The sequence below is a fragment of the Streptomyces sp. NPDC051567 genome, assembly GCF_044454165.1.
In the GTDB taxonomy this organism is placed as follows: Bacteria; Actinomycetota; Actinomycetes; order Streptomycetales; family Streptomycetaceae; genus Streptomyces.
Genome location: NZ_JBITDK010000006.1, coordinates 1 through 19,152 on the forward strand (window position 1 = coordinate 1; position 19,152 = coordinate 19,152).

Annotated in this window: 19 protein-coding genes and 2 pseudogenes; 12 read left to right on the plus strand and 9 right to left on the minus strand. The window is 71.6% G+C overall.

Annotated elements, in window-relative coordinates; translation table 11 throughout:
* Positions 1–246 precede the first annotated feature (246 nt).
* Together ACIA5F_RS09115 and ACIA5F_RS09120 are read right to left on the minus strand one after the other, a co-directional pair.
* Complete coding sequence (locus tag ACIA5F_RS09115) at positions 247–1,470, minus strand: hypothetical protein (protein ID WP_399350809.1); 1,224 nt, start codon at positions 1,468–1,470, stop codon at positions 247–249.
* Positions 1,463–1,681: a hypothetical protein gene (locus ACIA5F_RS09120; RefSeq protein WP_399350811.1), complete on the minus strand. Its 219-nt coding sequence runs from the start codon at positions 1,679–1,681 to the stop codon at positions 1,463–1,465. The genes ACIA5F_RS09115 and ACIA5F_RS09120 overlap by 8 nt, the downstream gene beginning before the upstream one ends.
* 285 nt (positions 1,682–1,966) lie before the next feature.
* Between ACIA5F_RS09120 and ACIA5F_RS09125 the strand changes: the two genes are divergently transcribed.
* Positions 1,967–2,794, plus strand: coding sequence for a hypothetical protein (locus tag ACIA5F_RS09125; protein WP_399350813.1), 828 nt, complete (start codon positions 1,967–1,969; stop codon positions 2,792–2,794).
* A gap of 80 nt (positions 2,795–2,874) precedes the next feature.
* On the opposite strand, the gene ACIA5F_RS09130 is transcribed toward ACIA5F_RS09125, so the two are convergent.
* Entirely contained in the window at positions 2,875–3,501 is a 627-nt protein-coding gene (locus ACIA5F_RS09130; RefSeq protein WP_399350814.1) for a TetR/AcrR family transcriptional regulator, read from the minus strand.
* A 121-nt stretch (positions 3,502–3,622) separates the two neighbouring features.
* On the opposite strand from ACIA5F_RS09130, the gene ACIA5F_RS09135 reads away from it, so the two are divergent.
* Positions 3,623–4,474, plus strand: coding sequence for an SDR family NAD(P)-dependent oxidoreductase (locus ACIA5F_RS09135; protein ID WP_399350816.1), 852 nt, complete (start codon positions 3,623–3,625; stop codon positions 4,472–4,474).
* Positions 4,475–4,554: 80 nt separating this feature from the next.
* On the opposite strand, the gene ACIA5F_RS09140 is transcribed toward ACIA5F_RS09135, so the two are convergent.
* The 3 genes from ACIA5F_RS09140 to ACIA5F_RS09150 all read right to left on the minus strand — a co-directional run bounded on the left by ACIA5F_RS09140 (position 4,555) and on the right by ACIA5F_RS09150 (position 6,065).
* The gene (locus ACIA5F_RS09140) at positions 4,555–4,866 is read right to left on the minus strand and encodes a hypothetical protein (RefSeq protein WP_399350818.1); all 312 of its coding nucleotides are present in this window, start codon (positions 4,864–4,866) and stop codon (positions 4,555–4,557) included.
* 397 nt (positions 4,867–5,263) lie between these two features.
* Positions 5,264–5,815, minus strand: coding sequence for a Clp protease N-terminal domain-containing protein (locus ACIA5F_RS09145; RefSeq protein ID WP_399350820.1), 552 nt, complete (start codon positions 5,813–5,815; stop codon positions 5,264–5,266).
* Position 5,816: 1 nt separating this feature from the next.
* A complete protein-coding gene (locus ACIA5F_RS09150) occupies positions 5,817–6,065 on the minus strand; it encodes a hypothetical protein (protein WP_399350822.1) in 249 nt (82 codons plus the stop codon).
* 288 nt (positions 6,066–6,353) lie between these two features.
* Here ACIA5F_RS09150 and ACIA5F_RS09155 point away from each other — a divergent pair, with 288 nt between their 5' ends.
* The 3 genes from ACIA5F_RS09155 to ACIA5F_RS09165 all read left to right on the plus strand — a co-directional run bounded on the left by ACIA5F_RS09155 (position 6,354) and on the right by ACIA5F_RS09165 (position 9,156).
* Positions 6,354–7,085, plus strand: coding sequence for a GntR family transcriptional regulator (locus ACIA5F_RS09155; protein WP_399350824.1), 732 nt, complete (start codon positions 6,354–6,356; stop codon positions 7,083–7,085).
* An 80-nt stretch (positions 7,086–7,165) separates the two neighbouring features.
* Positions 7,166–8,173, plus strand: a complete 1,008-nt coding sequence (locus ACIA5F_RS09160; protein WP_399350826.1) for a 1-aminocyclopropane-1-carboxylate deaminase — start codon at positions 7,166–7,168, stop codon at positions 8,171–8,173.
* An 83-nt stretch (positions 8,174–8,256) separates the two neighbouring features.
* Entirely contained in the window at positions 8,257–9,156 is a 900-nt protein-coding gene (locus ACIA5F_RS09165) for a GNAT family N-acetyltransferase (protein WP_399350828.1), read from the plus strand.
* An 80-nt stretch (positions 9,157–9,236) separates the two neighbouring features.
* Here ACIA5F_RS09165 and ACIA5F_RS09170 read toward each other — a convergent pair.
* Positions 9,237–9,820: pseudogene (locus tag ACIA5F_RS09170) on the minus strand (LysR substrate-binding domain-containing protein); the annotation flags it as partial.
* Here ACIA5F_RS09170 and ACIA5F_RS09175 point away from each other — a divergent pair.
* Positions 9,730–10,341 (plus strand): annotated as a pseudogene (locus ACIA5F_RS09175) (SDR family NAD(P)-dependent oxidoreductase). The pseudogenes ACIA5F_RS09170 and ACIA5F_RS09175 overlap by 91 nt on opposite strands.
* Positions 10,342–10,444: 103 nt before the next feature.
* On the opposite strand, the gene ACIA5F_RS09180 reads toward ACIA5F_RS09175, so the two are convergent.
* Positions 10,445–11,095 (minus strand): DUF5701 family protein, encoded by a 651-nt coding sequence (locus tag ACIA5F_RS09180; protein WP_399350830.1) that lies wholly within the window; start codon positions 11,093–11,095, stop codon positions 10,445–10,447.
* 328 nt (positions 11,096–11,423) lie between these two features.
* On the opposite strand from ACIA5F_RS09180, the gene ACIA5F_RS09185 reads away from it, so the two are divergent.
* Both ACIA5F_RS09185 and ACIA5F_RS09190 read left to right on the plus strand, forming a co-directional pair.
* A complete protein-coding gene (locus ACIA5F_RS09185; protein WP_399350832.1) occupies positions 11,424–12,467 on the plus strand; it encodes a Gfo/Idh/MocA family oxidoreductase in 1,044 nt (347 codons plus the stop codon).
* A 254-nt stretch (positions 12,468–12,721) separates the two neighbouring features.
* Positions 12,722–14,443 (plus strand): FAD-dependent oxidoreductase, encoded by a 1,722-nt coding sequence (locus tag ACIA5F_RS09190; protein WP_399350834.1) that lies wholly within the window; start codon positions 12,722–12,724, stop codon positions 14,441–14,443.
* A gap of 119 nt (positions 14,444–14,562) precedes the next feature.
* On the opposite strand, the gene ACIA5F_RS09195 is transcribed toward ACIA5F_RS09190, so the two are convergent.
* Positions 14,563–15,627, minus strand: coding sequence for a polyprenyl synthetase family protein (locus ACIA5F_RS09195; protein ID WP_399350836.1), 1,065 nt, complete (start codon positions 15,625–15,627; stop codon positions 14,563–14,565).
* Positions 15,628–15,984: 357 nt separating this feature from the next.
* On the opposite strand from ACIA5F_RS09195, the gene ACIA5F_RS09200 reads away from it, so the two are divergent.
* From ACIA5F_RS09200 to ACIA5F_RS09215, 4 genes are all read left to right on the plus strand, one after another.
* A complete protein-coding gene (locus ACIA5F_RS09200; protein ID WP_399350838.1) occupies positions 15,985–16,146 on the plus strand; it encodes a lasso RiPP family leader peptide-containing protein in 162 nt (53 codons plus the stop codon).
* 252 nt (positions 16,147–16,398) lie between these two features.
* Positions 16,399–18,306, plus strand: coding sequence for an asparagine synthase-related protein (locus tag ACIA5F_RS09205; RefSeq protein ID WP_399350840.1), 1,908 nt, complete (start codon positions 16,399–16,401; stop codon positions 18,304–18,306).
* Position 18,307: 1 nt separating this feature from the next.
* Positions 18,308–18,544, plus strand: a complete 237-nt coding sequence (locus ACIA5F_RS09210) for a lasso peptide biosynthesis PqqD family chaperone (protein WP_399350842.1) — start codon at positions 18,308–18,310, stop codon at positions 18,542–18,544.
* Positions 18,541–18,960 (plus strand): lasso peptide biosynthesis B2 protein, encoded by a 420-nt coding sequence (locus tag ACIA5F_RS09215; protein ID WP_399350844.1) that lies wholly within the window; start codon positions 18,541–18,543, stop codon positions 18,958–18,960. The genes ACIA5F_RS09210 and ACIA5F_RS09215 overlap by 4 nt, the downstream gene beginning before the upstream one ends.
* Positions 18,961–19,152 lie beyond the last annotated feature (192 nt).

Here is a 19,152-nt window from a genome sequence, read left to right on the forward strand (position 1 = left end):
CAGCAGGGCGTCCAGGTTGTTCGTCACACAACGATCTTGGACGCCCTGTCTGCGTTCCCAGACACACCGTCAGCATTCGGAATGACTCGTCTAGGGCAGCGCGCCGCACGTTCGGCAGACCGCAGACCGCAGACCGCAGACCGCAGACCGCAGACCGCAGACCGCAGACCCCTCGCCCACCGTCATCGGCAACCGGGGGAGAGGGGCTTGCGCCGCCAGGTCTGCGCGTGGCAACGACTTCGGGGCTCAGACGACCGACCTGATGGTCCTGTCCGCGTACCGCAGCGTCTCGTCGATGGCCTTGTCCATCTCGCGAAAAGCGTCGGGCTTTGCCGTGAGGAGAGCGCTGACGTTGATGCTGCTCACGGCGAGCAGGCACCCCGCCACGGTGAGGAACTCCTTGTACCGTTCCTGCCCCTCGTGCCCGAGCGATTCCCAGTCCCGGGGCTCCGGCGGCAGACTCACCCTCCACTTCTCAAGGGTGTGGGTGCCGTGGACCCGGACGTATTCCATGATGACCGTGGCGCGAAGCAGTACGTCGATCATCACGTCGAAGCCTTGCTGCGACTGGTCCAGAGCCGCCTGCGCAGCCTCGACCTCGGTCCGGAGACGCTCTTCCTCCTTCTTGTTCCGGCGCTGCCTCAAGACGTAGAAGCCTGCGGCAGCCAGGGCTGCCGCAGGGGCGGCGACCATGCCGGTGAGCAGGAGAGCTCCACCCGCCATGCCCGCACCGCCCGCGGCCAACGTGCCTCCTCCCAGGAGGGCCAGAGTCGCGTTGGTCGCGGCGACCCCGGACAGCGTCGAAATAGCTGTTCCGGTGGAGGCGGCCCCGAACAACGCGGCGGCCGTGAACGCACCGTAGGCCGCGGCGCCGCCGGCTGCTACCCCGGCCGCACCTCCGGCGGCGGCACCGCGGATCGCGTTGGCGATCCCGACGGACATGGCCTCGATACGTATTGCCGTAGGGATCTCGCCCGTGCTCTCGCTCTCCTCCTCACTCGGCCTCTCCGGCTCGGGCGCCCCGCTGACGCTCTCGGCCAGTTCCACGAACCGCATGAAGAATTCGTCGCGGGCGGCATCATGGGCATGGTTGAAGGCTTCCCCGAGTTCTTGGGTGATCTTCGACCGCTGGGCCACCTTCTCGTTGATCTCGGCGTGACGTCTTTTCGTCTCCGCGATCTGGTCGCGCAACTTCACCGGCCGCTGGCCCCGCTGACGGGCGAGAGACCTGGTCCGCTCCTCCGCCTCCTGCTTGAGCTGCTCGGGTGTCAGTCGGAGCGCGAGGGCGATGGCGGCCAGACGGTACTCCCCGGGGCTTACGAGCCCGCGCTCGATCCGGGAGATCGAGACCGCTCCGCCCTTCCCGTAATCGGCCTGCTCAGCCAGTTCTTCCTGAGTCCTGGAGGGTTTCTGGGCCTGGCGGTGCTCGCGGATCACGAGGCCCATCGCCTCTGCGCTGAAATCATTCATCGGTTCCGGTCCTCTTGGTCAGCGGGCTGTGGCGACGCCAGGAGGACTGGGCCTCACGTGCGAGCGCACCACCGGAGCGGAGAGCCTGGACGCTGTCTTCCGTGAACTGTTTGGCCGCCTTGACGACGGCCGGGTCACGACGGACCTCGTTGGCGGTCTGGATGTTCTGGGCGGCAGTGAGGGCCAGATGGGCGAGGTTGAGGCGAGACATGGCAGTGGACCTTTCGTCGCTGATGGTGCCTGCGCGTGTGCAACATAACGTCACTTAGTGCGCGGCGTCCGCACTATGGAGAAACCGACTGCAATGGCGACACGCTCGGCGTTCGGGGCCGCTTGAGCCGCAGGGGCCGGCGCAGCGCGTCGCAGGTTCTCTGTTGGTGCCGGTGGTGCCGGTGGTGCCGGTGGTGCCGGTGGGTGAGGGTCGGTGAGGGCGTTCGGGAGGTGGCGAGCCGGGATTCTGCCCGGCTGGCGGTCGGGGAGCTGTTACGTTCCGGGAATGCCGACATCTCGTCACCTCTGCCTGCTGACCGGCCTGCTGCCCGGACTGGCCGTGCATCTCCCGGAGACCGCCGCCGGGATGCGGACGGCCCGCGAACGGCTGGCCGCACGGGGCTGGGAGGTCACGTGGATCGTGGTGGTCGACGGACCGGGAAGCGTCGGCGTCCAGGAATGGCCGACGGGCACGATCGTGGAACACAGCCCGGTGCACGGCGGTATCGCCGCGGCCCGCAACCGTGCGCTCCACCGGGCGTTCGACCTCGCCCCGGACGGCTGGGTGTACCCCCTCGACGGGGACGACGTACTCGATGTCGACGGGCTGTCGGCCCTGCTCGCCGATCCGGCGCTGGAGGAGGCGGGCAACGGCTGGGTCTCCGCGAACCGGGCCTTCCTCGACGGAACCTCCTCACGGCATCATCGCGCCACACCGCGCCGCTGGGCCCGGCACGAGCTCGCCGGGGCGTGGTCGCTGCCGGTCTATCCGTTCATGCCGAACGCGGTGCTGGCCCGTACGGGGGTGGCCCTCGCGGCGGGCGGCTGGCCCGCGGTGATCGTCGCCGAGGACTTCGGATGGGCCCTGGCCCTGTCGGAGCAGTCCGCGGGGGCGTCGACGCCCCACGTCGTCACCCGCTACCGGGCATGGCCGGGCCAGACCACCGGGACCACCTGGTTCGACCGCGAGTTCCTCGCCGCGTACGCGCTGATCACGAGCATGGCCAACGCCAGGCGCGAGGCCCTGGGGCAGCCGACGGTCCGGTTCCCCGTCCCGCCGGACACCGGAGTGGCCGAGTCCACCGCGCACCGGACACGGCCCGTGTCTCCTTGACCGTGGTGGCGGTCGGCTGCTCGCTTCCGGGCGCCGACCGCCACCGGGGAGGCCGGCCGAAAGGGGGTAGGGGCCGGGGGTCACGCGACACGCGCCTGAGTGCGTGGGCTCAGGCCGTGCAGCGCGGTCTCGACGACGAGGTCGGCGTACTCCACGGTCAGCGGTTCCGTGCGTTGCAGCCAGCGGTTGAGCAGCGGGCCCCACAACATCTCGACGGCCAGGTCCAGATCGGTACCGGCGTCGAGCTGGCCGGCCTCCTGGGCCTTGCGCAGACGGTCGACCTTGAGTCTTCGCATAGGTTCACGCAGGCGCTCGGCATAGGTCGCGGCGAGTTCCGGGTCGTGGACGATCTCGGTGGTGAGGGCGCGCATCGGCTCGTCGTAGCGCGGGTCGTTGAGCTCGCCGACGGTGGCGCGCAGCACGCTCTTCAGGTCGGCTTCGAGGTCGCCGGTGTCGGGGAGCGCCGGGTACCCGCTCACCTGGTCCTCGCTGAGCATGAGGAACGCGTCGAAGAACACGGCCCCCTTCGACGGCCACCAGCGGTAGATCGTCTGCTTGCCGACGCCCGCCCGCGCGGCGATGGCCTCGATGCTCAGCTTGGCGAAGCCCACCTCGCCGACCAGGTCGAAGGCGGAGGTCAGGATCGCCTTGCGGGAGGCTTCGTTGCGACGGGTGCCGTCGGGGAGGCTCTTCGGGTGCTTGGTCATGACTCCAATCTAACAGTGAACGAGACGAGACGGTCCGTCTTGACAGAAATCCTCGCCGGGTGTGTAGTGGAGGTACGCAGCGAGACGCAACGTCTCGTCTTCTGTGGGGGGAGTACCGCACATGCGCACCTCAGGAAATACAGGCCGCGTCTGGTTCATCACCGGTGCCGGCCGGGGCCTCGGCCGTGCCTTCGCCCAGGCGGCGCTGGCCGCGGGCGACCGCGTCGCGGTCGCCGCGCGTACCACCGGGCCTCTGGAGGAACTGGCGGCAGCACACCCCGGGCGGGTGCTGCCCCTCGGGATGGACGTGACGGATCGGGAAGCGGTGTCCGCCGCCGTCGCCGAGGCGGTCGGCCACTTCGGACGGCTCGACATCGTCATCAACAACGCCGGGACACTGTCGATGGGCATGGTCGAGGAGTTCACCGAAGCCGAGGCCCGCGCTCATCTGGACGTCAACTTCTTCGGCGCGCTGTGGGCGAGCCAGGCGGTGATGCCCACCCTGCGAGAGCAGGGCTCCGGGCACATCGTGCAGATCTCCAGCATCGCCGCGCTGGGGGGCTTCCCGAGCACCGGGCTCTACAGCGCCGGCAAGTTCGCCCTGGAGGGCCTGAGCGAAGCGCTCGCCATGGAGGCGGCCCGCTTCGGGGTGAAGGTGAGCATCGTCCAGCCCGGCGGCTACTGGACCGACCTGTACACGGCGATGCACCGCACGACCCCGCTGGAGGCGTATGCCCCACTGCGCGCGGAGATGGAGGAACAGTTCGCCGAGAACTCGGTCGACAGCGATCCCGCACTTGCCGCACAGGCCTTGCTCGCACTCGTCGACAGCGACGAACCACCGCTGCGCCTGCTGCTGGGAAGCGTGGCCTACGACCTCGCCTTCGACATGACGCACAGACGCATGGACGCCTGGGCGGCATGGGAACAGGTCAGCCGCGCCGCCGAGCACGCGATACCCGCCCCGAGTTGACGGTGCGGGTGGGCGGGCGCGGGCCAGCGTCGGTGCCGGGGGCGGTGCCAGGAGCGGGGGACAAGCGTCGGGCGGTGGTTCTAGTTCACCGCGCGGAAGCTGCCTCCAGCCCAGTCGGTGCGCGTCTCCTCGGGTTCCAACGGGTCGAAGATCTTCGTCCGGCAGTTCGGATCGGGGAAGAGGAGGATGGGGCTTTCGGTGAAGTTCGAGATGGTCGTGCCCTTCCCGAGGCCCTGGTGGCAGTCGCTCGGCTTGGGGTCGTCGGTGACCTCCTCCTCGCCGCTCCGGGATCGCTGGACCACCTCGCCCGGCGCGGCGGACACGGTCGGCGCCGTTGCCAGCAGCAGGAGGGCGGCGGCCGGGGCTACCAGCGAGGCGGTGATTCGTCGCATGGGATGGCTCCATCACCTACAGGTCCGGGGCGGCGGTGACAGCCGCCGGGCCGGCGAGATCCGGCCCGCCGCCATCTCATCCCGAACCGCCCCGGGGAACCAGCCGGAGAACCACAAAGAGTGACAGCGGCTGCCGTTCGGCCCCTGCGGAAGGCGGAGTCTCCGGAGACCGAACACGTACGGGGCAGCCGAAGGGCCAAGCCGTTCGGGCCGAGGAGGGAGCGGAACATGCAGGGCAGCTCCGCTACCTCCCTTTCACGGCCTGCCGCTGAACAGGTGATTCTGTATCGGTCCAGTGGCCCTGTGCTTGCCTTCGTTCAGCCTCCCGGTCGCCCCGTACCCGTACCCGTACCCGTACCGGTGCCCGTCCCTGCGGCCGTGGTGTGGTGACCCGCCGCTACGCGTCGGTGATGCGCGCGAGGACGGCCGGTCGGACGGTGGGGAGGTCGACGTCCAGGGTGGTGAGTACATCCGTGGCGGTGACCTCGGCGTCGTCGGTGCCGATGGTCAGGAGCGCGAGCAGGATGTGGCCCGTCCCGAAGCGTTCCTGCCCGAGCGTGCGGGCTTCCCCGATCGTCTGTTCCAGGGCCTTCTTCGCGTGCGAGGTGTACGCCGGCTGAGGGAACCTGAATGCTCCCGGGCCGAAGTTGTCGTCGGCGCGGCGTTCGATCTCGGTGATGTCGATGCCGAGCGAGGAGAGCGCGTCACGCGTCGGCTGCCCGCCCGTCGCCGGGACGCCCGCCGCCTCCAGCAGACGTACGGTCACCTCGCGGGCGGGCCCGACCCCGACGCCCTGACCGGCCAGGACCACGCCCGCGTCACTGTCGGTCGTCGCGGCCAGCCCGAGCAACAAGTGCCCGGTGCCGATGAAGTCGTGGCCGAGCGAAAGAGCCTCGTCCTGAGCCGCGATGAGGGACTGCTTCGCACGATCGGTGAAGTACTCGAACACGTCAGTTCTCCTTGCCTGTGGCCTTGCGCCTGGTCCCGTGCTTCTCGTGCACCGACTGCCGGCTCACCTGTAGTGCCGTCGCGATGCGCTGCCAGGTCCAGCCCTGGTCCCGCGCGCTGTCGACGTGCAGGCGTTCCAGCTCCTCCAGCAGCCGGCGCAACGCGACGACCGCGCCGAGCCCGACAGCCGGATCTTTCCCGGTGACCTGGCCGACCAGATCGGCGGCCGGGGATTCCTCAGAAGCTCCCATGCGTGTCAGGTTACCCTGACGCGCATGGTGTCTGTCAAGGAACCCTGACATTGTTCGGGTGCGGCCTGTTCGCGGATGTGCGCACAGGAGGGTGGTGATGTGGCGAGGGAGGGTGTGAGTACGAGTGTGAGTATCAGAGGAGAGCGTCGCGCTCGGCAGGTCGAAGCGTTCCCGCCCGGTGAGGTTGAACTCCGGCGGGTGTCACGCGTCCGGACCGTGTCGGCTCGTTCGCCCTCATGTCGGGCTGATCTCTTGACAGTTGCCGGTCATCGGCATGCAATATATTGCATGCCAGTTCCACAGAGCCGGGGGCTCGTTTCCAGGTCGCTCCTTCGGGAGAACGCTTACCGGGCGATCCGGGACGCCATCGTCGACGGCACGCTCACTCCGGGGGAGCGGCTCAACGACGGTGATCTGGCCGAGTGGCTGGGGGTGAGCCGGACGCCGGTGCGGGAGGCGTTGGCGCGGCTGGAGCAGGCCGGTCTGGTGCAGACGAAACCCGGCCGCTACACCATGGTCAGCCCCCTGGACGTCCGTGCCGTCCGTGCCGCCCAGTCGGTGACGGCAGCCATGCACGAACTCGCCGTCCGGGAGGCGCTGCCCGACCTGTCCGCCGCCGAGCTCGGCGCCATGCGCGAGGCCAACGCACGCTTCGCCGATGCCCTGCGGCGCAACGACGTCGATGCGGCGATCGCCGCCGACGACGACTTCCACGGCGTCCCGGTCACCGCCTGCGCCAACCACGCCGTCCGCACGGTCCTTGAGCAGTTCACGCCGGTGCTGCGGCGTCTGGAACGCTCGCGCTTCTCCTCGCTGAGCGGCCGGGGTTCGGTCGTTCAGCACGACCGGATCATCGCGTTGTGCGAGGCCGGTGACGTCGAAGGAGCAGCGGCTGCCACCCGCGCCAACTGGCGGACGCTGGTACCCCTGCTCGACACCTCGCTCCCCGGTGACGCCAACGACAACAACGACAGTGACGACAACAACGACAGCGACGACCCCGGTGGTGTCAGCGGCTGACCGGAGCCGCGCACCGACCGATGTCCCGTACCGACGACCGAAGCCCCGCAGCGGGCGCACACACCCTCAAGGAGTCACAGATGTCCCTCGACGGCTTCGAGCGTTACCCCCTGCTGTTCGGGCCCAGCCCCGTCCACCCCCTGGAACGGCTCAGTGACCACCTCGGCGGGGCCCGGATCTGGGCCAAGCGGGAGGACTGCAACAGTGGGCTGGCCTTCGGCGGGAACAAGACCCGGAAGCTGGAGTACATCCTTCCCGACGCCCTCGCCCAGGGCGCGGACACCCTGGTCAGCATCGGCGGAATACAGTCCAACCACACCCGGCAGGTGGCCGCCGTCGCCGCCAGGGCCGGGCTGAAGGCCGTCCTGGTCCAGGAGAGCTGGGTGGACTGGCCCGACGCGGTCAACGACAAGGTCGGCAACATCCTGCTGTCCCGCGTCATGGGTGCGGACATCCGTCTGGTCCGGGCCGGATTCGGCATCGGGTTCAAGGAGAGCTGGGAGCAGGCGCTGGACGAGGTCCGCGCGGCCGGAGGCACCCCGTACGCGATCCCCGCCGGAGGCTCCGACCATCCGCTCGGCGGCCTCGGCTTCGCCGACTGGGCCTACGAGGTGGAGGAGCAGGAGCGTCGGCTGGGCGTCTTCTTCGACACGATCGTGGTCTGCAGCGTCACCGGCAGCACCCAGGCGGGCATGATCGCCGGTTTCGCCGGCCAGGACCGTCCCCGTCGTGTCCTGGGCATCGACGCCTCGGCCCAACTCGCCGCGACCCACGCCCAGGTGGAGAAGATCGCCCGCAGCACCGCAGAACTCATCGGTCTCGGCCGCGACCTGCGCGACGACGAGATCACCGTGCTGGAGGGCTGGGCCGGAGACCTCTACGGGATACCCGTCCAGTCCACCCTGGACGCGATCCGGCTCACCGGACGCCTCGAAGGCATGATCATCGACCCCGTCTACGAGGGGAAGTCCATGGCCGGACTCATCGACCTCGTACGCGGCGGAGAGATACCCCGGGAATCCAACGTCCTGTACGCCCACCTCGGCGGCCAGCCCGCCCTCAACGCGTACAGCGGCGTCTTCAACTGACCCGGATGACCGGATGACCGCATGACCCGGACATCGGTGAGTGCGAGTGCGAGGGCGAGGGCGGGTGTGAGGAGGTGTTGTCCGTGGAGGGTGTGACGCCGGGCCCGGTGGGCGGGCTGCGGGTTCGCGGGTACGGGGCCCGGGACAGGGACGCCGTGCTCGCCCTGATCGGCGCGGACCGGATCACGGGGCAGCCGCAGACGACGCGGGAGATGCTGGCGGAGGCCCTGGCCGGGCGGTCGCCGGTCGATTCCGGCTGGTGGGCCGAGCTGGAGGTCCCGGTCACCGATGTCGTCCACGACGACGCCGGGACGGTGCTGGGGGTGGTCTCCTACGCGGTGCGGCCCTCGGACGGAACCGGGTTCATCCTGTGGCTGCACGGCCGTGAAGTCCCTTACATCGTCGCCCTGTTGGTCGAGCGCGTGTTGGCCGTGCTGGGCGTGCGGCGGAGGGTGTCCGCCTTCGCGTTCGCCTCGGCGTTGTCGCTGGGTCTGGAGGGCCTGCCGGTCGGCCACCGGCCCGTGACACGTGCGGCCCTGGAGGCGGCGGGTTTCTCGGCCGACGACGGGTGGCGTTATCTCCACGCCCGGTTGCCGCTCGCCGGTCTGCCCCGTGCCACCCGGGTCGAGGTCGGCGACAGCGAGGAGCCGCCCGGCCGACGGCTGGCGGTCCACGGGGAAGGCGAGGGAGGCGGGGGAGGCGAGCCGGTCGCCGAGGCGACCGTCGGCTGCCCGGTGGACGGGATCGGCGTGCTGTGGTGGATCGGCGTCACACCGGCCGCCCGCCGCCGCGGCCTGGGTCTCGCCCTGCTCGGGTCCAGCCTGGAACTGCTGGGTGACCTGGGCGCGCGCGAGGTGATCCTCTTCGTCGACGACGTCCCGGCCGACGACCCGGAACGGAGCCGGTCGGCGGCCAACCGGATGTACGACCGCGCCGGCCTGGTGGAGATCGACCGCCTGTTCTCCTTCGAACGCCACCCCTGAAGCTGGATGCGTGGATGCGTGGATGCGTGGATGCGTGGATACGGCGTTGTGTCCGGGTGTCCGGGTGTCCGGGTGCGGCCTCAGTCGGCGGTGGGGTGCTCGGGCAGCCACTCGTGGGACGGGTCGTACTCCAGCCAGCGGTTGCGCCCGGCCTCGGCCGTGAAGCCGTCCACCAGCGCGGGCAGCAGGGGATGCGCGCCGTCGCCGCGCCACAGCAGGGACCAGGCGTAGAGCGGGGTGGGGTCCACCAGCGGGACGGACCGGATTGCCGGGGTCCGGGGAAGTGGCACGTCGGCGGGCATCAGCGAGAAGTGGCGCGGGTCCGTGGTCAGACCGGTGAGGAAGTGGTCCAGCCCCAGGTTGGTGCCCTCCGCACGGTCACCGATGCCGAACCGCTCGGCGAAGCACCGCAGGAAGTCGAGCCGGTCCAGTGCTCCGGGAGCCCACAGCACACCGTCACGCAACTGTCCCGGCCGCAGCACACGGGTTCGGCCGCCAGCGGATGATCCACGCCGAGGACGAGGTCCACCGGTTCCAGCCGTACCAGACGGTGTGTCAGCCCGGTGGGCAGCGGTGGATGGACCCGGCCGAAGGCGGCGTCGATGCCGCCCCGCGACAGCGCCGCCGCCACGGACGGCAGATCACGACCGTGCCCGAGCTCCAGAGGCGGCCCGTTTCGCGGACATCACCGAAGCGGACTTCGACCATGCCGTCGGCGTGAACCTCAAGGGCGTGTTCTTCACCGTCCAGAAGGCGTTGCCGCTGCTGGTGGAGGGGGCGTCGGTCGTCATCAACGCCTCCTGGACCCTGCACCGGGGCAGCGGGGTCCTCACCCTGCACTCGGCGACCAAGGCGGCTGCCCACAGCCTGGCCCACAACCTGGCCCACAGCCTGGCCCACAACCTGGCCCACAACCTGGCCCGCACCCTCGCTGCGGAGCCCGGGACGCGCGGCATCCGCGTCAACTCCGTCAGCCCGGGCTACATCGACACCCCGATGTAGCCCGCGTCGGCGCTGGGCGAGGCGCAGACGGAGGCCGTGACCGGCCAGGTGGTGGCCCGTCGGTTCGGCCGGCCGGAGGAGGTCGCCGCGGCGCTGGCGTTCCTCGCCTCCGCCGAGGCGTCCTACATCAACGGTCAGGACCTGGTCGTCGACGGCGGCCTGGTGGCCGCGATCCCCGGATGACGAAGCGGGTGAGGACGGCAGTGACGACAGCAGTGAGGACGGCGGGTCGCACCATGTGTCCCGTACCCGTCCGGCCCGTACCCGTCCGGCCCGTACGGAGCGCTCAGGCCCCGCTCCGGGTGCCCGCCGAGGCGAGACCCAGCCAGGTGTGCGGGTTTCCCTCCCAGCACCAGCCCAGTTTCGGGGCGCCCTTGCTGATCCACAGGGCCGGTATCCGGCGGTCCCCGATGCGGCTGCCGCCGAGCGAGAAGCACTTGTTCTTCGCCAGCGCCTGCGGGTACAGGGTGATGAAGGCGATGCCCTCCTCCATGGTGAGCGGTGTCCGGCCGCGCTCCTCGATCGCCGCGAGGGCGTCCAGGGGGACGACGTCGCAGAACTCCTCACCGCGGTCCACGTCGAAGGCGACGTACACCGCCCCCTCGGGGAGTTCCAGCTCCTTGAGGGAGACGAACCGTTCCAGCTCGCCCGGGGCGTAGAAGCGCTCGATGACTCCGGGCCGGTTCTTGCCGGCGAGCGCGGTCAGGACCACCGACTCCTCGATGGGGACGAGCGCCCGGGTGACCACCAGCAGGAACGGCACCCGGCCCTCGGACGGCGGTTCGAACCCGGTCGTCCGTGCGAGGACCTGCTCGCGCAGCGGGCCGACGAGGGCGCGGAACGCTTCCTCCGTCATCTTCGCGAGCGCCGGGTAACCGCTGTCGACGAGTGTCGCGACCTGCCGGTCGAACTCCGTGGCGGCGTCGAAGCCGGTCATGTGAAGCCTCCTGGGTGGGGATGGGGGTTACCGGTACCGGTACCGGTACCGGTACCGGTACCGGTACGGGTAGGGGCTGTGGGCGAGGGACGGGGCAGTCGGTCGTCAACCCGCCCGTCAGTCACCACAAACCATGGTGCGGTACCGGCCCTTCACCCATCACCGGGTCGTCCGTCGTGGCGGGCGCGGTGTGTTTGGCTGGATAACCCCCGTGGTGCCGGTGGCGTCGGAGAGGATGGCCCGCAGGACGCGTCGTCCGGTCGAGCAGTACGCACACGTCCAGCAGTACGCACACGTCGAGCAGTACACACGGAGTGAGGGGAAACCCATGTCCACCATCAACGAAAGTCCACGTATCGCCGTCTACGGGCTGGGGGCCATGGGGCTGGACATCATCAGGATTCTGCACGGCCGCCGCGCGAACATCGTCGCGGGAATCGTCCGGCCCGGCTCCGACAAGGACGGACGGATTCTGGGTGAGCTGGCCGGTGTCCCCGGACTCGCCTTCCCCGCCCGGGGCGACGCCGAACAGGCCCTGCGCGAGGCGGCTCCGGACATCGTGGTCGTCACCGTCAGCACCTACCTCGACGACACCCAGTACGAGATCTTCTCGACCGCGGTCAAGGCCGGGGCCAATGTCATCACGCTCGCCGAGGAGATGCTCTACCCCTTCGCGACGGACAGCCGGCTCGCCCGGGAACTGGACGCCCTGGCGAAGCGGCACGAGGTGACCGTGACGGGCACGGGACACCAGGACGCCTACTGGGTCAACCTCATCAGCGTGCTGGCGGGGTCGACCCACGACCTCGGGGGCGTGACCGGCCGGCTCTCCTGGAACGTCGACGACTTCGGGCGGGCCCTCGCGGAGCAGCAGCGGGTCAACGCGACCGTCGAGGAGTTCGCCCAGTGGCAGGCGGACGCCGAGCGCCTGCCGACCTTCACCTACTACTCCCTGTACGCGCTGGCGGCAGCCATCGGCCTGACCCCCCACGGCTCGCCGGAGTGCACGACCGAGCCGGTGATCGCCCAGCGGGACACCTACTCCAAGGCCCTCGGGTCGACGGTGGGGCAGGGCAGGCTGCTGGGTTACACCGACACCGACACCCTGCACACGAAGGAAGGCGTCACGTTGTCCGTCAGCTCGCAGGGAACGGTCTACGAGGAGGGCGAGACGGACTTCAACGAGTGGAACATGACGGACGGTTCAGGCAATCCGACGCTCCACCTGCGCAACAGTGACCTGAAGACCGCGCATACCACCTGCGCCACCCTGGTCAACAGGATTCCGGACGTCATCGCCGCGAGGCCGGGCATCGTCACTGTGGACGAGCTGCCGCAGTTGCGTTACCGGCCGGGTCTTCACGTGAGCTGAGCGGGTCTGCCCCCTGCCCCCTGCCCCCCCGCCCGCCGCGCCGACCGCGCCGACTCCGTCCCCTGCCCCCGCTGACCGCTTGCCCCTGCTGCTCCTGCCCCCGCTGCCACTCCTGCCCCCGGAACCCCGGAGGCCCCTGGGGTGTGTGTAGGGTCGTGGACCGTCCGGTGGGCAGGGGTGAGGCCGTTGCCGGTGGTGAGGCAGTTCCCGCCCACCCGCTCTGTTCACTTGGGGGGTTGGTGGTTCGACGTGTGGTGCGTGGCCGACGTGTGGCGGTGCTGGGCGGGGGTGTGTCCGGCCTGACGGCGGCGATGGAGCTGGCCGAGCGGGGTTTCGAGGTCACGGTGGTGGAGGCCGGTGCGCTGGGCGGGAAGGCGCGGAGCATGCCGGTGCCGGGTACGGGCCGGGACGGGCGGCGGGACCTGCCCGGCGAGCACGGGTTCCGTTTCTTCCCCGGGTTCTACCGGAACCTGCCGGTGACCATGAGCCGCATCCCCTTCCCCGGGAACCCGGACGGGGTGGGGGTGGCGGGGAACCTCGTGGAGACCAGCGAGGTCCTGCACGCCCGCGGCGACGGGCGCGACGGCCTGGTCCTGGACGTCTCGGGGGACGGACGGGAACCGGACCTGGAGGAGACGCTGCGCAGCCTGGGCGCGTTCCTCTCCCAGGCACGGGGCCTTTCGGCCGCGGAGAGCGAGTACTTCGCCAACCGGCTGCTCGTGTACGCCACCAGCGGTGACGAGCGGCGCGCCGGGCAGTGGGAACACACCTCGTGGTGGGAGTTCTCGGGCGCCCGCGGCGCCTCGGAGGAGTACTACCGGCTGTGCGTCATCGGCCCGAGCCGCAGCCTGGTCGCGGCGAAGGCCGAGGTGGCGAGCGCGGAGTCGATCGCCCGTACCCAGACGGAGTTCTGGTACGGGCTGCTGGGGCGCAAACGGTACGCGGCGGCCGACCGGGTGCTGAACGCCCCGACCAACGAGGCGTGGATCGACCCGTGGGTGCGTCACCTGAAGGGCCTGGGCGTACGGTTCGCACTCGGCCGGCGGGCCGTCAAGCTGGAGCTGACCCGGGGTGAGGTGAGCGCCGTGCTGCTCGGCCGGGCCGACGGGACGACCGACCGGTGGGAGGCCGACTGGTTCGTGTGCGCGGTCCCGGCGGAGCGGGCCGTGAAGCTGCTGGACGCCGAGGTCCTCGCGCGGGACCCCGCGCTGGGGGGCGCGGCCCGGCTGGAGACGGACTGGATGACCGGCCTCCAGTTCTACCTGCGCCACCGCACGCCGATCGCGCACGGGCACGTCATCTACCTCGACTCTCCGTGGGCCCTGACCTCCGTCAGCCAGGCGCAGTTCTGGGCCGGGGTGGACTTCGCCGCCACCTACGGAGACGGGGAGGTGCAGGACTGCCTGTCGGTGGACATCTCGGCCTGGGACGTACCCGGCCCGCTGTTCGGCAAGGCCGCGTGGGACTGCACCCGCAAGGAGGTGGCGGCAGAGGTGTGGCACCAGATGTGCCAGGCCCTGAACCGGGAAGGCGAAACGGTTCTCTCGGAGAAACTGCTGCACTCGTGGTTCCTCGACCCCGCCGTCACCGGCCTCGACGGACCGGGCCGGGCCCGCAACAGCGAACCCCTGCTGATCAGTACGGCGGGATCGGCCCAGCACCGCCCGCGGGCGGCGACGGCGCTGCCCAACCTGTTCCTGGCGGGCGACTGGGTCCACAGCGACCTGAACCTGGCCACGATGGAAGCGGCCGACCAGACGGGCAAGGCCGCGGCCAACGCGCTGCTGACGGCCGCGGCCGTACGGGACGCCGTCCCCTGCGAGATCCTCACGATGCAACACCCGCCGGAGCTGGCCGAGTTGCACCGGATCGATGCCCGGCTGTACGCCGCGGGCCTGCCCAACATGTTCGACCGGCCCGCGCCGTGGGCCACCGGGTCCGGTCAGCCGGCGGGGAACGCGTCCCCCGCCGGCTGACCGGACCCCGGACCCCGGACCCCGGACCCCGGACCCCGGACCCCGGACCCCGGACCCCGGGTCCGGGCGGTCCGCCAGGCATGCGGGCCCGACCGTGTTTCACGTGAAACACGGTCGGGCTACCGGGGGCGGGTGGCGAAGAAGTCACCCAGCGCGGCCAGGTCGTCGGCGCCGGCCACCACCCGCCCGTCCCCCGTGGCGCGCAGCCCGTCGAGGAACCGGTGCGCGTTCACGAGGTGCGCCTGCGACTCGGCCACCGTCCGCTCACGCCCGCCCAGCCGCTCGATCAGCTCCCTCAACTCCGCCAGTTCCGTCGGCCGTTCGACGCCGGACGGACCGTGACCAGGACCAGGGCCGCGAGTGGGAGCGGGAGTGGTGGCGTAGGCATCGGCCAGCCGGTGCGCGTCCGGTGTGCCCGCGGAGAGGGCCGCCACGACCGGGAAGGACTTCTTGCGCGCCGTCAGGTCGGACCCGCCCGGCTTGCCCGTCACGGACGGGTCCCCCCAGATCCCCAGGACGTCGTCCCGGAGCTGGAAGACCATGCCCAGGTCCTCGCCGAGCCGGGTGAACCCCGCCGTCAGCTCCGGACCCGCCCCGGCGAACACGGCGCCCAGGCGGCACGCACAGGCCATCAGCGAGGCGGTCTTCCCGGACAGCATCCACCGGCACTCCTCGACACCGACCTCGCGGCGCCGCTCGAAACCGAGGTCCAGCGCCTGCCCCTGCACCAACCGCACCACCGCCTCACCCAGCGCTGACGCGGCCACCCCGGCCGTCTCCGGCTCGGCCGGGGGATCGAAGAGGCGCGCCACGGCGAGCGGCAGCAGCGCGTCCGCCGCCTGCTCGGTGGCCTGCCGCCCGAACACCCGCCAGGCGGCGGGCCGCGCGCGCCGGACCGCGTCCCGGTCCATCGCGTCGTCGTACAGGAGCGAGAGGTTGTGCAGCAGTTCGACCGCGACGGCGCCGCGCAGCGCCGCCCCGGGCTCACCGCCCGCCGCCCGCGCGCACGTCAGGGTCAGGGCCGCGCGGACGGCCTTGCCCGCCGTGCCGCCCGGCCGCTCCCGGGCGTCCCACAGGCCGAGCTGATAGCCGACGATCCTGCGGTGCGCGGGTTCCATCCCCGCGATCCAGCGCGCCGCCTCGGCGTTCGTCGCGTCACCGGCCCGTTTCAGCAGCCCGGCCACACGCCCGGACGGCGCGATTCCCGCCCCGTTGCTCCCCACCCGGTCCAACTGCCCGCCCCCGCTTCCCGGGCCCGAGGGCCCGCGTCCTCCCCGTTAGCCCCGGGCGAGCCCAAGGTACCCGCTGCACGGCAAGGCCCGGCAGCCGTGACCGCCGTGGGGTCAACGGCCCCCGGGCCGCCGTACATCGTCCGGCCCCGCGCAGGCGATGAGCGGGAAAGGCAGGCCGGAAATACGCAGGGCGCAATACCTTTGAACCATCTTTTAGGACGGTTTGGACTACGCGTTGCCACCTGGTTGCTTTCCCGTATGGCTCAATAGCCGCTGTCAGGTAGAAATCGCACCCTGGACGATCCGGAGATGATCACGATGAGTGAACCGCGTGAGACGCTGGACTTCGAGCCCGACGACCTGTACGAGCCCCCGCTGCTGCTGGAGTCCGGTGACTTCGCCACCGCCACCCAGGGCTGGAGCGGACGTGACCGCGAGCTGTCCGGCAACTTCTGGAACCGCCCGTTCTAGGTCGTGAGGTGACGGTTCCGCCCGGCTGACCGCCCGGCCGACCACCTCCAAGGCGCCGGCCCGTGCCCCGTGGCACCGCCCCCGTGGCACCGCCTCGGGGCACGGACCGGTGGATGGACCGGTGGATGGACCGGAATCCGCACCACCGCGCGACGGGCGGCCCCGCCACCTCGCGCACCACGCCGTCGGCACACCGCCGCCGACGGCCGCCGGACGAGCGGGCGCCGGTGCCCGCCCGAGGGGAGACGGCTCTTGCGCGACACACCGACACCGTGGTTCGTGGTCCTCCCGGACCGCGCCCTGCCCCCCGTCCTCCTGGCCCGGCTACGGCGGCACGCCTGCCGGGTGGTGGACCACCCGTCCGGGCTGCCGTGGCTGCTGGGCTGCTGGCCCGAGGAGGAACTGGTCCACGCCCGCGCGGGCCGCACCGCGCTGGCCGTCGCCGGGACCACCTCGCTCACCCCGACCGAGCTGACCGTCCGGCTGAAAGGCGTACGGACCGCCGCCGACGCGGGCTCCGTACTGCGGGACGCCCCCGGCAGCTTCCACGTGATCGCGTCGGCCGACGGCGACGGCTGGGTACGGGGAACCGCCTCCGGGGCCCGGCGCGTCTTCTGGACCACCGTCGAGGGGCTGTCGACGGGCGTGACGCTCGCCGCCGACCGCGCCCGAACCCTGGCCTGGCTCACCGGGGCCGAGGTCGACACCGCACAGCTCGCCGCCCGCCTGGCCGTCCCCTACCTGCCGCACCCGCTGGCCGGGGCCGCCATGTGGCGCGGGGTGCACGCCCTCGCACCCGGCCACGCGCTCCACCTGGAACCCGACGGCAGCCGCACGACCGCGTGGTGGCGGCCACCACCCGCCGAACTGACCGTTCCCCAGGGAGCGGCGGCGCTGCGGGACGCGCTGCGCGACGCCGTGGCGGTGCGGGTCCGGCCCGGCCAGGTGCTCGGCGCGGACCTGTCCGGCGGAATGGACTCCTCCTCCCTCTGCTTCCTGGCCGCCGAGGCAGGGGCCCGCCTCGTCACCGTGACCATGCAGTGGACCGGCCCCGGCAACGAGGACGCCGAGTACGCCGCATACGCCGCGCGGCGACTGCCCGGCGCCGCCGCCCGGAACCTGGTCTTCCCCTCCCAGGACCTTCCCCCCTACTTCACCGGCCTGGCCGGGCACCACGACGCGGCGGACGAACCCTGGGCCGCCGTCGCCGAACGGGCCCAGCAACACCACCTCACCCGGGTGCTGCGGGACCACGGGGCGCGCCTGCGGCTCACCGGCCACGGCGGGGACCACCTCCTGGTGCCGCCCACCCCGTACGTCCACGCCCTGCTGCGCCGCCGCCCCCTGCTGGCGCTGCGCCACGTGGCCGGTTTCCGGGCGGGAAACCGCTGGCCCCTGGGGGCCACCGCGCGCATGCTCCTCGACCGGCGCCCCTACGCCCACTGGCTGGCGGCGGCGGGCGACCGGCTGCGCGACCCCACGCGGCACTGGTCCCTACCCGAGGAGTGGGGCGCCCGGCCCTGGCTCCCGCCCTGGGCCGCGCGGCAGGCCGTCGAACTCCTTGGCGACCTGCTGACCTCCGAGGCCGCGAAGGCACGGCCGCTCGCCGAGGACCGGGGCCGGCACGGCTGGGTGCACCAGTCGCAGGAGGCCGGACGGCTCGCCCGGTTCGTCCAGGACAGCACGACGGCGTCCGGGGTGCCCGCGCAGAGCCCCTTCTGCGACGACGCCGTCCTCACCGCCTGCCTCTCCGTCCAGCCGCACCTGGCTCACGACCCGTGGTCGTACAAGGCGCTGCTCAGCGCGGCCATGGAAGGCGTCGTACCGGACCGGCTGCTGCGACGGACGACCAAGGACCACTGCAACGAGGAGTGGCACGCGGGCCTGCGCCTGCACCGCCGCGAACTCGCGGGCTGGGCCGAGGAATCGCACCTGGTGGCCGCCGGGGTCGCCGAGGAGGGCGCGCTGCGCCAGGTCCTGCACAGCCCCGGCCTCCTCGACGGCAACGGCGCCGCGCTGGACAACACGCTGTGGGCCGAGGCGTGGCTGCGCGACCTGGCAGCCCACCCCACCCCGGCCCACCTCGACCCGTCCCACCGTGAGGAGCACCCCCTTGAGCGGACCGAGCCGACCGAGCGGACCGAGCCGACTGCGCGTTGACGTGTCCTGCTGCCCCACCGAGGACGGCATGGTCCTGCTGGACCAGCGCAGCGGCACGTACTGGCAGCTGAACACCACCGGCGCGGCCGTCCTGCGGGCCCTCCTCGACGGCGCCACCGCCGAGGAGATCACCGAGGGGCTGGTCCGCTCCCGGCCGGTCGCCCGGGAACGCGCCGCGGCCGATGTCGAGACCCTGATCGGCGGGCTCACCCGGGCCGGGCTGGTGACCGCCCCGTGAAGCGGGGCGACCGGTTCCCCGGCAGGACCGGTACCCGGCCCCCGCTGCCGCGCCGGATCACCGTCCACACCGTCGTCGCCGTCGCCCGGCTGCTGGCCCACCTGCCGCCCCGGCGCATCCTCACGGTGCTGCGCGTGGTGCGCCGGGGTGCCGCGCCCGCCGCCTACGCGCACGCGCTGCGGGCGCGGCAGGACGTGACCGCCGTCAGCACCATGTGCTCCGGCCGGTACTGCCTCCAGCGGTCGCTGGCCACCGCGCTGCTGTGCCGCCTCGGCGGCACCTGGCCCACCTGGTGCACGGGTGTGCGGATGGCACCCTTCGCCGCGCACGCCTGGGTGGAGTCCGAAGGCCGCCCGGTCGGCGAACCCGAGGACACCGGCGACTACCGGACCATGCTCAGCGTGCCACCGGGCTGAGCCGCCGCCCGTATGTCCGGGACGAGCAGGCTTCCCCTGCCCCTGAGCCTGTGAACCCGTGCGCCCACGCGCCTGAACGCCCGTACGCCCGTACGCCCGTACGCCTGACCGTCCGAACCGATCCCGTGGAGGACCCGTGCACCTGAGGACCGGCCCCGTCCCGCGAGGGGCGTACGGGGGAGGGGCGTACGG

Excerpts from the sequence above, each read along its gene's own strand:
- ACIA5F_RS09150 (WP_399350822.1), bottom strand. The coding sequence starts at position 6,065 with ATGGGAGCTTCTGAGGAATCCCCGGCCGCCGATCTGGTCGGCCAGGTC.
- ACIA5F_RS09140 (WP_399350818.1), bottom strand. The coding sequence starts at position 4,866 with ATGCGACGAATCACCGCCTCGCTGGTAGCCCCGGCCGCCGCCCTCCTG.
- ACIA5F_RS09160 (WP_399350826.1), top strand. The coding sequence starts at position 7,166 with ATGTCCCTCGACGGCTTCGAGCGTTACCCCCTGCTGTTCGGGCCCAGC.
- ACIA5F_RS09200 (WP_399350838.1), top strand. The coding sequence starts at position 15,985 with ATGATCACGATGAGTGAACCGCGTGAGACGCTGGACTTCGAGCCCGAC.
- ACIA5F_RS09125 (WP_399350813.1), top strand. The coding sequence starts at position 1,967 with ATGCCGACATCTCGTCACCTCTGCCTGCTGACCGGCCTGCTGCCCGGA.
- ACIA5F_RS09120 (WP_399350811.1), bottom strand. The coding sequence starts at position 1,681 with ATGTCTCGCCTCAACCTCGCCCATCTGGCCCTCACTGCCGCCCAGAAC.
- ACIA5F_RS09185 (WP_399350832.1), top strand. The coding sequence starts at position 11,424 with ATGTCCACCATCAACGAAAGTCCACGTATCGCCGTCTACGGGCTGGGG.
- ACIA5F_RS09130 (WP_399350814.1), bottom strand. The coding sequence starts at position 3,501 with ATGACCAAGCACCCGAAGAGCCTCCCCGACGGCACCCGTCGCAACGAA.
- ACIA5F_RS09135 (WP_399350816.1), top strand. The coding sequence starts at position 3,623 with ATGCGCACCTCAGGAAATACAGGCCGCGTCTGGTTCATCACCGGTGCC.
- ACIA5F_RS09115 (WP_399350809.1), bottom strand. The coding sequence starts at position 1,470 with ATGAATGATTTCAGCGCAGAGGCGATGGGCCTCGTGATCCGCGAGCAC.
- ACIA5F_RS09155 (WP_399350824.1), top strand. The coding sequence starts at position 6,354 with ATGCCAGTTCCACAGAGCCGGGGGCTCGTTTCCAGGTCGCTCCTTCGG.
- ACIA5F_RS09180 (WP_399350830.1), bottom strand. The coding sequence starts at position 11,095 with ATGACCGGCTTCGACGCCGCCACGGAGTTCGACCGGCAGGTCGCGACA.